This window comes from Bradyrhizobium elkanii WSM2783, assembly GCF_000472865.1.
In the GTDB taxonomy this organism is placed as follows: Bacteria; Pseudomonadota; Alphaproteobacteria; order Rhizobiales; family Xanthobacteraceae; genus Bradyrhizobium; species Bradyrhizobium elkanii_A.
This window is the reverse complement of record NZ_AXAP01000032.1, coordinates 1-11,356: the sequence shown is the minus strand read 5'-3', so window position 1 is coordinate 11,356 and position 11,356 is coordinate 1. Positions and strand designations below refer to the sequence as shown.

The 11,356-nt window shown below is 63.7% G+C and carries 11 protein-coding genes; 5 read left to right on the top strand and 6 right to left on the bottom strand.

Annotation, left to right across the window (positions count from 1 at the left end; all coding sequences use genetic code 11):
- Window position 1: 1 nt before the first annotated feature.
- Together YY7_RS0125380 and YY7_RS62000 are read left to right on the top strand one after the other, a co-directional pair.
- Window positions 2-205: a hypothetical protein gene (locus YY7_RS0125380; protein WP_028165692.1), complete on the top strand. Its 204-nt coding sequence runs from the start codon at window positions 2-4 to the stop codon at window positions 203-205.
- A gap of 21 nt (window positions 206-226) precedes the next feature.
- Window positions 227-379, top strand: coding sequence for a hypothetical protein (locus YY7_RS62000; RefSeq protein ID WP_196237320.1), 153 nt, complete (start codon window positions 227-229; stop codon window positions 377-379).
- Between the two features lie 48 nt (window positions 380-427).
- Here YY7_RS62000 and YY7_RS0125370 read toward each other — a convergent pair whose 3' ends face one another.
- Together YY7_RS0125370 and YY7_RS52685 are read right to left on the bottom strand one after the other, a co-directional pair.
- Window positions 428-2,032, bottom strand: a complete 1,605-nt coding sequence (locus YY7_RS0125370; RefSeq protein WP_028165691.1) for a DHA2 family efflux MFS transporter permease subunit — start codon at window positions 2,030-2,032, stop codon at window positions 428-430.
- Window positions 2,033-2,036: 4 nt separating this feature from the next.
- Entirely contained in the window at window positions 2,037-3,239 is a 1,203-nt protein-coding gene (locus tag YY7_RS52685; protein WP_051396895.1) for an HlyD family secretion protein, read from the bottom strand.
- Window positions 3,240-3,496: 257 nt separating this feature from the next.
- On the opposite strand from YY7_RS52685, the gene YY7_RS0125360 reads away from it, so the two are divergent.
- Together YY7_RS0125360 and YY7_RS0125355 are read left to right on the top strand one after the other, a co-directional pair.
- Window positions 3,497-4,084 (top strand): TetR/AcrR family transcriptional regulator, encoded by a 588-nt coding sequence (locus YY7_RS0125360; RefSeq protein WP_245287387.1) that lies wholly within the window; start codon window positions 3,497-3,499, stop codon window positions 4,082-4,084.
- A gap of 107 nt (window positions 4,085-4,191) precedes the next feature.
- The gene (locus YY7_RS0125355; protein WP_028165689.1) at window positions 4,192-4,551 is read left to right on the top strand and encodes a hypothetical protein; all 360 of its coding nucleotides are present in this window, start codon (window positions 4,192-4,194) and stop codon (window positions 4,549-4,551) included.
- 80 nt (window positions 4,552-4,631) lie between these two features.
- Here the strand turns inward: YY7_RS0125355 and YY7_RS0125350 are convergent, their stop codons facing one another.
- From YY7_RS0125350 to YY7_RS0125340, 3 genes are all read right to left on the bottom strand, one after another.
- Window positions 4,632-5,390 carry an SDR family NAD(P)-dependent oxidoreductase gene (locus YY7_RS0125350; protein WP_028165688.1) on the bottom strand — a complete coding sequence of 253 codons (759 nt, stop codon included), beginning with the start codon at window positions 5,388-5,390 and terminating at the stop codon, window positions 4,632-4,634.
- Window positions 5,391-5,613: 223 nt separating this feature from the next.
- On the bottom strand, window positions 5,614-6,894 hold the full coding sequence (locus YY7_RS0125345; RefSeq protein ID WP_028165687.1) for a SulP family inorganic anion transporter: 1,281 nt from the start codon (window positions 6,892-6,894) through the stop codon (window positions 5,614-5,616).
- Window positions 6,895-7,116: 222 nt separating this feature from the next.
- On the bottom strand, window positions 7,117-7,938 hold the full coding sequence (locus YY7_RS0125340) for a CHAD domain-containing protein (protein ID WP_028165686.1): 822 nt from the start codon (window positions 7,936-7,938) through the stop codon (window positions 7,117-7,119).
- Between the two features lie 432 nt (window positions 7,939-8,370).
- Here YY7_RS0125340 and YY7_RS64795 point away from each other — a divergent pair, with 432 nt between their 5' ends.
- The gene (locus YY7_RS64795) at window positions 8,371-9,105 is read left to right on the top strand and encodes a hypothetical protein (RefSeq protein ID WP_349642674.1); all 735 of its coding nucleotides are present in this window, start codon (window positions 8,371-8,373) and stop codon (window positions 9,103-9,105) included.
- 521 nt (window positions 9,106-9,626) lie between these two features.
- On the opposite strand, the gene YY7_RS0125325 is transcribed toward YY7_RS64795, so the two are convergent.
- A complete protein-coding gene (locus YY7_RS0125325; RefSeq protein WP_245287386.1) occupies window positions 9,627-10,862 on the bottom strand; it encodes a c-type cytochrome in 1,236 nt (411 codons plus the stop codon).
- Between the last annotated feature and the right edge of the window lie 494 nt (window positions 10,863-11,356).

Sequence of the window (11,356 nt, the reverse complement as noted above, 5' to 3'; positions counted from 1 at the left end):
CATGTCCAAAGCCTATGTCATCGAAGTTTCCAACCAGACCGCCGGCATCGTCGTGGGTGACGAGCGCGGCTTCCGCTTCTTCTCTTCCGAACGCGCGTTCGACAGTCTCGAGGGCGGCCATTTAGGCTCGGCCCGCGCCGCGGAGCGCGCAGCACGGGCGCTGATCGAGCGGCGTCGACGCCCCGACAATCGAACGGCATTCTGACCGCACATGAAAGGACGGATCATGACCGCAAGACAAGGCCGCCGGGTTCGTAGCATGTGTGGCGAGCCACTGCTGCCGGTCGAGAACCAACTGATCGGCTGGAGCCTTTGCATCGGCGTGGTGGCGCTGATGATCCTGGTCGCGATCAATCACTTCGTGCCGATCGCGGTGTAGGCCGCGAGGTCATCTCTCCCGCTCGCGGGAGAGGGAGTACGGCAATCTTCAATGCGCGCCGCCGGCGGCGCCGCCGCCCTTCGGCTTGCCGGTCAAGAGGATCGCGATGGCGGCGAGCACGAGCACGAAGCCCAGCACGGCGAATGTATCGCTGTATCCCATCACCAGCGCCTGGCGTTTCACGGCGTTGCCGAGTGCGATGATCGCCTGGTGCCTTGCGGCTGCCGGATCGGCCATGCCGTGGGCCATGAAGTAGTTCGTCATCTCGGCGAGGCGCTGACGCACCTCCTCGCGCGCGAGGTCAACCGACTGACCGATGATGTTGGAATGGAACTGCTCGCGCTTGGTAGCGATGGTCGCAAGCAGTGCGGTGCCGATCGCGCCGCCGAGGTTGCGCATCATGTTGGAGATGCCGGAAGCGGCCGCTGCATCCTGCGGCGCGACGCTGCCGAGGCTCACGGCGCTGAGCGGGGCCAGCATCAGGGCCTGGCCGATGGCGCGGATGATATTGGGAACGAACAGTTGGTCGCCGGCATAGTTGAGCGACATCTGCGTGTTCATGAAGCAGCTTGCCGCGAACAGCGCCATCCCGACGGCCGCGATGTAGCGGGCATCGAAGCGCTGCATCAGTTTCGGCACCAGCGGGATCAGGATGAGCTGCGGCAGGCCGGTCCACGCCAGCACCTGGCCGATCTGCTCGGCGTTGTAGAGCTGCACCTGGCCGAGATAGGCCGGCAAGAGATAGACCGAGCCGAACAGTGCAAAGCCGACGAACACGGCCGAAATCGTGCCGAAGCCGAAACTGCGCTGGGCGAGCAGCCGCAGCCGGATCAGCGGCTTCTCCACGACGAGTTCGATGATCACGAACAGCGACAGGCTGACCGCGGCGACAATGGCAAGCTTCACGATGAAGGGCGAGCCGAACCAATCGTCCTTGTTGCCTTCCTCCAGCACGGTCTGCAGCGCCGAGAGGCCGATCGCCATGGTCGCGATCCCGAGCCAGTCGCCCTCGCGCAACAGGCCGAGCTGCATCGGCTGCCGCTCCAGCGTCAAATAGAGCATGGTCACCATGACCGCGGTCGGCACCACGTTGACGAAGAAGATGGTCTGCCAGCCGTAGTTCTCGGTGAGATAGCCGCCGATGGTCGGGCCGATTGCCGGCGCAAAGGTCACGGCGATCGAGAACATCGCAAGGCCGATCGGCTGCTGCGCCTTGGGCAGCTTGGTGAACACCAGCGTGAACGCCATCGGGATCAGGACGCCGCCGAAAAAGCCTTGCAGCGCGCGCATCGCGATCATCGATGGCAGGTCATGGGTGAAGGCGCAGGCGACGGAGAAGATGGCAAACAGCGTGGCGTGGCCGATCATGATGTTGCGGAACGAGAACACGCGGCTGAGATAGTCGGTGAGCGGGATCACCACGATCTCGCCGATCAGGTATGATGTCGAGATCCAGGAACCGTTGTCGACGCCGGTGCCGATGCCGCCCTCGATGTTGAGGAGCGAGGCGTTGGTGATCTGGATGTTGAGGATCGCCATGAAGGCGCCGATCATCGCCGCGAGTATGGAGATCCACACCGTGGCGCTGGCCCGGTTCGGGTCGACAGCCGCACGCGGCAGGGGGGCTATGGCCGATAATGTGAGGTCCGACATGACGTCACCTCTGGGCAATCGAAGTCGTTGGCTTCGGCGTTGCGACTGGCTGCTGCAAGGCGTCGCTGTGCGACTGTGTATCGATCGTCGGGATCACCGACATGCCGGGGCGCAATTCGACGGGCGTGGAGTCGAGCAGGATTTTCACGGGGATGCGCTGCACCACCTTGGTGAAATTGCCGGTGGCGTTGTCCGGCGGCAGTAATGCGAACTCCTGGCCGCTGGCCGGCGCGAGTGAATCGACGTGGCCGTGCACGACCTGGCCCGGGAACATGTCGACGGAAATGTCCGCCTTCTGTCCCTTGCGGACGTCGGTGAGCTGGGTCTCCTTGAAGTTCGCCACCACATAGGCGCCGGTCGCCGGCACCAGCGACATCAATTGCGTGCCGGCCTGCACGAACTGACCGACGCGCAGCGTGCGGTTGCCGACCACGCCGTCGATCGGCGCTGTGATCGTGGTGTAGCCGAGGTTCAGCTCGGCCTGTTGTTCGATGGCCCCGGCGCGCGCGGTCGCCGCCACCGCCTGCGTGATCTCCGCCTTCAGCAGTTCGACCTGCTTTCGCGCCGAAGCGAGGTTGGCGATGTCGCGCTGGACGGCGGCTTGCGCGCTGGCGTGGCGCGATTGCGCCTGTTGCGCGTTCTGCACGCTGCCATAGCCTGTGGTGGCGAGGTCGGTGTAGCGCTTGTTCTCCTGCGCGGCGAAGGTCTGCGTCGCGGTGTCGACGTCGAGCGTCGCCTTCGCGGCCTCGATCACCGCCTGCTGGACGTCGAGCTGCGCATGCTTGCTGGCAACGGCGGCCCGGGCGGCTTCGACATCGGCTTTGGCCTGGTTCAGCGCCACCTTGAAATCACGCTCGTCGATCCGCGCCAGCACCTGGCCGGCCTTCACGCGCTCATTGTCGCCGACCAGCACCGCGCTGAGATAGCCCGACACCTTCGGCGCGATCGTGGTGTTGTCGGCTTTGACATAGGCGTCATCGGTGGAGACGAGGAAGCGGCCGATGGTCCAGTAGTCCCAGCCGTACCAGGCGGCGCCCGACAGCGCGGCGACGGCGATGCCCGCGAAAGCGATCCGCCGCAGCCTGCCCTTGATCGATGCCGAGGCAACCGGGGCGGGGACGACCGGCTCCGGCGTCGGCGCGAGCCGCTGCACTTCGGCGACCGAGAGCGGGCGTTCGACCTCTAGCGTCGGGGAATGCTGGTTCATGACGGCCCTCCTGACTTTCTATCCCCTTGCCAAGACTGGATAATTTCCAGGTCACGGGCGTGGGACAATTAGGAAACTTGATGTTTTCCAAAATAGGCGCCATATTGGGTCTGTCAATGGAATGACAGGCGTCATCTTAAAGCATGGCTCAATGCATGACGGTCACGACAAGACAGGGCAGAGCGGACAAAGGCGGCGCGGCACCCGAGCGTCGCAGCCGGGGCAGGCCGCCGCTGCGTTCCGATGACGAGACGCGGATGGTGATCTTTGATGCCGCGCGGCGGGAATTCGCCGCCAGCGGCTTCGCGGCGACCAGCATGGATGACGTGGCGCGCCGCGCCGGCGTTTCGACGAAGACGCTCTACCGGCTCGTTTCCGGCAAGCAGGCCCTGTTCGAGGGGATGGTCGCGGACCGGATGGACCGGTTCATTTCGGGCGTGCGGCTGCGCGCCTGCGACGGCAGCAACATCAAAGGTGCGTTACGCGAGGCCTGTCTTGCCTGTGCCGAACTGATCCTGGACGGCGAGGTGATCGCGCTGCAGCGCCTGGTCCTCGCCGACAGCGACAAATTCCCCGATATAGCGGAGAGCTTCTACAAGAGTGCGATGCGGCGAACGGTGACTACGCTGGCAAACTGGTTGCGGACGCAACAGGAGCGCGGCCTGATCGCGCTTCGGGAGATCGATCCGGAGGCCGCGGCCGGCATGCTGCTTGGCATGGTCGTCTTCGCGCCGCAGCGTGCTGTATTGTTCGGCCGTGAAGCACCGCCCGACCGTGCCGAACTCGAGCGCCGCGCTGAGGCCTGCGCGACTCTGTTCCTCGAAGGCTGTGCCGTCCAGCGCTGACACGCCTGTCCTGTGGAGAGCTGTCCCAATCGGGTCCATAAATGGAACTTTGTGCCGAGTTCCCGGTTTGTCAAAGTTGGGGACGGGCATCTTGTCACGGCACGGACATGGCTCGCAAAAATTTGGTTCGGACGTCAATCCTGACAATTCTGCTCGTCGTTCCAGCGGGAGCCTCGATGGCCCGCGATGACGGGCGCTATTCCAACTCGCCACTCAAACCCTGGTTCGATAGCCTGAAGAGCAAACTCGGCCCTTGCTGCTCGGACGCCGACGGCGTCGCGGTGGCCGATCCGGATTGGGAGTCCAAGGATGGGCATTACCGGGTCCGTCTGGAGGGACAATGGATCATGGTGCCGGATGAGGCCGTGATCACCGAGCCGAACCGCGCTGGCCGGACCATGGTCTGGCCGATGAAGGGCACCACGGGAATCACGATCCGCTGCTTCATGCCGGGAAGCATGACGTAGAGGTCTTGTGCGGCCGTAGCCCGGGTGGAGCGAACGCGTAACCCGGGACGCCTGCATAGGCATCGTAGAGTTACACACCGCTAAAACGACTCCGCCCAGGGGCGGAGGTCGAGCTCAAGGGTCCAGGCGCTGCGGTGCTGATGGTGCAGCACCCAATAGGCCTCGGCGATGGCGGCGATGTTGAGCAGGCCGTCCGGCCCGCGCTCCTCCTTCAATTGCGGCCGCAGGCTCATGAGCCGATCGCCCTCAATGCCGCCGTCGATCACGACATGGCCGACATGGATGCCCTGGGGTCCGAATTCCCGCGCGATGCTCTGCGCCATCGCGCGCAGCGCAGCCTTGGCGGCGGCAAACGGCGCGAAATGGGCCTTGCCGCGCAGCGAGCCGCTCGCTCCCGTGAACACCAGCGTCCCGCCGCCGCGCGACAGCAGCGCGGGGATTGCCGCCTGCGCCAGATGAAAGCCGCCGAGCGCATGCTCGCGCCAATGTGACTCGAACTGCTCCTCGCTCACCTTCAGGAAGGGCGCCCACCGGTTCGAGCCGGCATTGTGCACCGCCATTGCGAGCGGCGCGAGCTGTTGCGCCGCCGCCACGAAGCGGGCGACATCGCCGGGCTTGGAGACATCGCCGACGACATGGGCAACCTTGGCGCCGGCGGCCACAAGCTCCGCCGCGGTCGCCGCGAGCTTCTCGGCATTGCGGCCTGCGATTGCGACCGGGTATCCGCCCGCGGCGAACCGGCGAGCGATCGCCGCGCCCACCCCCTGGGACGCGCCGACGCCCGCGATCAGCACGCTGCCCTGCGGCGCCGTCGGTTCGAGAATGGATGGGCTGGCCATGATATGTTCCCCTGGCTTTGAATGACGGGCATAATACAAGAGGGGTTGATGTAGGCGGACGTCCGGTCGATGCGAAGTCCCACCGCCGATCATCTTTTTGGCATGCGCTTGGGCTGATTGCCCGTCATTGCGACGAGCGAAGCGACCAAGCAGTCCATGCCGCAACAGCGGAGAGGTCGATTGCTTCGTTCGCTCGCAATGACGGGGAGTTCGGAACCGCGCTCTACGCGTCCTCCGGCTTCTGCGGATTTCCGAGCCGCGCGAAGACGACGGCGAGGATGCATCCAGCGACGATGCCGAAGGTGAGATCCTTGAAGATCGTCAGTGCGAAGGTCGGCACCAGCACCACGCCGCTGCGCCAGTCCTTCACCAGGCGGACGAACTCCTCCTTCTCCGCCATGTACCAGCACACCACGACCAGCACGCCGGCAAGGGCCGCGAGCGGGATGTAGCGCGCCAGGGGCGCGGCAACGAGCATGAACAGCAGCAGATAAACGGAATGCAGCATCCCGGAGAGCGGGCTGCGGCCGCCGGCGCGGATATTGGTTGCCGTGCGCGCGATGGTGCCGGTGACGCTGATGCCGCCGAACAAGGCGGAGGCGATGTTGGCAATGCCTTGTGCGACCAGCTCCATGTTGGAACGGTGCCTGCGACCGGTCATGCTGTCGGCGACTTTTGCCGACAGCAGGCTCTCGACGCCGCCGAGCAACGTGAACGAGAACGCCGCCGGCAAGACCTTCAGCAGAAGGTCGTAGGAGATATCAGGCACCTGCGGCGCCGGCAGGCTGTGGGGGATTTCACCGAAACGGGTGCCGATGGTCTCGACCGGCAGTTGCAGCACCAGCGCCACGACCGAGGCGATCGCAATGGCGATCAGCATTCCCGGCCAGGTCGGCCGCCACTGCCGCACCGCGAAGATGATCGCCGCCGTCCCGGCACCAACGCCGAGTGCGGCCCAATTCAGGGTCGGAAGCGCACGGCCAAGCACAATCAGCTTTGCGAGCAGGGGCCCCGGCTCGGGACCGGCGAGCGTCAGTCCGAACAGGTCCGTGATCTGGCTCGCAAAAATGGTCACCGCGATTCCGCAGGTGAAGCCGACGGTCACGGGATGCGGCATGTAACGGATCAGCGAGCCGAGACCGGTCGCGCCGACCAGGGTCAGCATCACGCCGGACACCAGCACGGTAAGCAACAGGCCGTTGACGCCCAGCTGAGCGACGGTCGCCGCCACCAGCACGATGAAAGCGCCTGCCGGTCCGCCGATCTGAAACCGGCTTCCGCCGAGCGCCGAAACCAGAAAACCGCCGACGATGGCGGTGAAAAGCCCCCGTTCCGGGGTCACGCCGGAGGCCACCGCGATCGCCATCGAGAGCGGCAGCGCGACTACGGCCACGGTGAGGCCCGCAACGGCATCCTGGCGGAGTTTGTCGAGGCTGTAGCCCTCGCCCAGGGCGGTCATGAGCTTGGGGCGATAGAGATGGGCCGTCGAAGAACCGTCGGGCATGGTGTCAACCAGGAGAAATGCGAGTTTCTTGAATGCAAATTAGCCGAATCGAGCAGGGCAAGAAAATGCGCTCGATCAACAATCCTGCCCGGACAAATACGGGGTTGACCGCAGAATCCCGTCCAGAGCGTTTTCGAGCGACGTAGATACCGGTTCGCGTGAAGAAAACGCGTCAAAACTAGAATCTAGAGCTTCGGTTTTGATTCAATCAGAACCGAAACTTCAGGTTGCAATCCTCCGATATGCGACCGCAGCGCGCCGCAGCAGCCGCTGTTTTTCCTTCTTGTCCAGCAGCTCGAGCGGTTTCCGCTGGTGGCCCGCAGGGCGCGTCCCGACGCGCTGTTGCAGGCCTGCCACGAGCGCCCGCGCAGCCTCGGCGTCGTGCAGTTCGCCGAGAATCTGCTGCGCCTTGCGTAGCTGCTTCACGATCGCGCGCCATGGGGCGAAGTTCTTCTTTGCCAGCACGTCTTCGGAGAACTCGATCGCATAGCGCAGCCGTTTGCTGGCCAGGCGAACGCGGTGCTGCTTGCGCCCGCCAATTTCCTGCAGGCCGCGGCTCTTTTTGACGAGCTTTTCATGCCAGCCGGCGAGCCGGCGCGCGTGGTACTCGGAGGCCCGCGATGCGCGGAGCCGCACCAGGCGGTGCTCGCTCATATGAGACCATGGGCCATGGTTGACCCAATCGACCATATCCTTGAACCAGCGGCGATAGCGATCTGATGCCAGCGCCCGTCTCAACTGGCGCTGGCTCTCGGCCCGGGCTGTCCTGAACAGCCGTTCGCGGGGAGCGTTCCCGATCGCGACATCAAGGTCGCGCGTGGCGCCAAGATATCCGTTAAGCCATTTCAATTCGGACTTCAGGCGCGGCCATTCGGAATCCTGCACCATGGGCTCAAAGAAAGCGATCGCCGCGCGAAAACGGGTCAGCGCCACACGCGTCTGATGCACGGCGACGGTATCGCCGTTGCGGGCGCCGCGATGGTGAGCCTTGACATCTTGGAGGCAGGCGGAACCCACGAGATGAAACACGGTCGCGCAGGGCATCTCTCCGCTCAGCCGTGCACGGGTCCTCTTGGGGCGGAAAATACGCTCCTTCGCGGACCTTTCCAATCGCTTCATAAGTGGCTCACGTCCCGGATGAGGACCCGCGAATCCTCGTCAGGCGGTTCCTGCCTCGATCAAATGGTTTTTGACGGCAGGCTGTCAAATAGACATTGCGCCAGATCAAGCAGCAATGCGTCGCACCTGCGAACAGTGTCGCGCGGTGCGTTAGCCGCCTGCATCACATTGGCGCGAGACGACACAAACATCCGGAACGACGACGTGTCTTTGGGTATCTTCAAACTTCAGGATGTCTTTCCGCAAAGTTCTGAGATGGCTCACGGTCCGAAGAAGTACCTCGAAACTTCAACAAGGCTCGAAGTATGACAGTCTCACTGTCAGTTTTTTCGCCGGATTTCTGAAGCGCAGAAGCATATGATGGCGGTCCTGCAAGTAGTCTGCTGTTGCCGTACCAACATGCAGAGATTTACGCCGATGCCGGCTCATCCCGTCGAGTACAACCTTTTCCAGTTGAACTTTCATTGCTTCAACTCTGTGCGGGCAATCTCTCTGACCCGCCCAATGCGTGCCAACCACAAGACGTCGAAAAAATGGGGCAGAAAAAATGGAGGAAGCAATATGACGCAGACCACTGTGACAAAAGTTGCCATTGCGATCCCGGCCTTCGCCTGTGCGGCGCTGCTTTCATTCAACTGGTCTGAACAGCGCGGCGTGACGCTGTCGGTTGAGAGCGCCCAGGCACGGGTCGGCCGCCCGTTGACGCCCGTGAGCGCTGCGGGTGTTGCGCGTCGGCAAACGCGCCGGGCCGCATACGGTGCTGGTATGGCAGGCGCCGCGGCGGTCGGAACGGCTGCGGCAGTCGGAACGGCTGCGGCGGTCGGTGCCACCTCACCCTCCTGGGGATGGGGAGGCGGCCCTTACTACACAGGGGCAGGCTACTATGGAGGTGGCCCCTACTATTCAGGCGCTTACGGTGCCCCGTACTCTGTGCGTCCGATGTACCGGAACGCATTTGCGGGTCCGTATCCGGTCGGCTGGCAGGGCGGCATGAGCAGCCAAGACCGCGACCTGTATTTCCGAAATCTACGCGACTCCGGATATGATAAGAAGAAGGACTTCAACGCGACCGGTAACATCGTGAATCAATAGCATCTGGTCTCTCGTCGTCCATCTTCGTCTTGCCTTCACCTCAGGCTGGGATGACAGCCCCTTGGGGTGAGGCAAGGGTGGTTGAGGGTGTGGCGGCCGCCGTGCGCGTTGAGCGCTGTTTATAGACGCAGCGAGAGAGGCGGTTATTTGGAGCCGCCTCTCTGTGGACCAACCGCCGTGGAATCTTTCATCCGAGATCGACCAGCGCTGCCGAGGCTGAGACAACACTCGAACCGCTCTTTCACACTTACCGGGCAGGCCCCGAGTCAACGGCGTATGCGTGGCAAGGACCACCATCCGTCAAACCCGCCGAGCGGTTCGCAGGTGTGTGCGATAGCAGGGTGGTGTTTAGTCATCGCCGCGTTTGCGCTGCTCGTGTCGGTTATGATTCTCGAAGGCTGCCAACTCACCATTGGAATATGGCGGCGCCGACCGCGATGGGGCCGAACAGCGGAAATCCGGCAGGCGATGATTTGCAGGCGTTCATCGTACCTGTAATCTCCACATATCCTATCAAGCATCTATCTCTTTGTCGCGCGCTCAAGAAATTGCACCAGTGCGGCGCGGTCCTGTGCCGAGCCAATGCGCTGCTCGGGCATCTTGGTGCCCGGGGTGTAGGCCGAAGGTCCGATCTCGAACAATCTGGAAACCGTCTCCGGCGTCCAGACAATATCGAGGCGCTTGAGTGCTTCGGAAAAATTATAGCCCGGCACGGTTGCGATCCGTCGGCCGAAGATGCCGGACAGGGTTGGGCCCGCTTTGTTGGCTTGCTCGGCGCCAAGGGTATGGCAGGCCACACAGGCACGAAACACCTCCGCACCATGGTCGCCGGCATAGGCGGCCAGCGGATCTCCCGTCGTCTCCAGGAGAAGTGGATCGATGGGATCTCCCGTCACCACGTTCCAGCGGCGGATGATGTTGTCGGCGCCACCGGTGAGCAGGGTGCGGCTGTCCGGCATAAACGCGACCGACCAGACCGGCAGCTCGGGACCGGCCAGTTTGCGCGCCAGAGTGCGCGCCCTGCGATCGATCACTGCGACCGCTCCGCCAACGCTCGCGGCAGCCACCAGCGCGCCGTCCGGCGAGATCGCAATCGAGATCACTGGTCTCGGGCCGGCTGCGATCTCACCCGCAGCCGCGCCGGCTCCCGTCAGAAAATATAGCTTACCATCAGCGCCGCCGGTCGCGATTTCGCCATTGCTGCCGATTGCCACAGCGTTGAGCGGGCTCGGCATTGCAACAACGGTCGGCGTGTCGCCGGCGAACGGCCAGATGCGCACGCTCTGATCGTAGCTCACGCTGACCACTGTGCGACCGTCCGGAGCGAATGCAACGCCATTGACGTTCTGAGTTTGCCCTTCGAGCACACGCGCCGCACCGCCCGCGAGCGGCCACAACCGAACCGTATGATCCCACGACGCGGAAGCCAGTGTTGTGCTGTCGGGCGACAGCGCGAGGGCGGCGATCGGCGCCGTATGGCCTTCCAAGACGGAATCGGGGTCCGCCTTGCCGGGACTCCAGATTGCAATGCGCCCGTCGGCGCCTGCGGTCGCGGTGCGCCCGTCCCCCAGCAGCACGACTGCATTGACGGCGTCGGCATGGAACCGCAGCACCTGTTCGGCCGCGTTGCGAGTCAGCGACCAGCGGATTGCGGTTGAATCAAAGCTTCCTGAGATCGCGGTTTGTCCGTCAGACGAAATCGCCAATGCCCGCACCGGCCCGCCATGGCCGCGCAACTGCGCCCAAGCGGTAGTCATCCCCGGAGGCAGAATCACCAACAAGGCACCACACGTCAAAAACGCAGGGGCGCATTTCGCGAGGTGGAGCATTCGCAGCAATCGTTTCCTCCATTCGCATCGCCCTTGGTGCGCGCCCGTCGGTCACGCGCCAGACCCTTTGACGACCGCAGGCGTCAAAAACTCACACCGTCGCATACCCGCTTCCAAGTAAAGGCACTTTAGCCCCTCGATTGGAGCTTCGGGAAGAGGCCGAGGGGCATGAACATACGCCATTCACTTGCGCCCGCTGTCCGGTCCGGGTGTGCGCCGTGTAAAGGCGGCGCTTTCCAGTGGGTGCAAGCCCCACCCGGCAAACGCTCCAGCCGGAAGCAATCGGAGCAGTCATGGAGGTAACGAAGTGGCTGAAGCCTTCGATTAGCGTGTCACGAATTGGTGACAGCGCGAGTGTGCAGGCCGTAACGCGAGTGAACGTCGAGCAAGCCTCGAAAAGGACGATGCGCAGGCCGACCCGA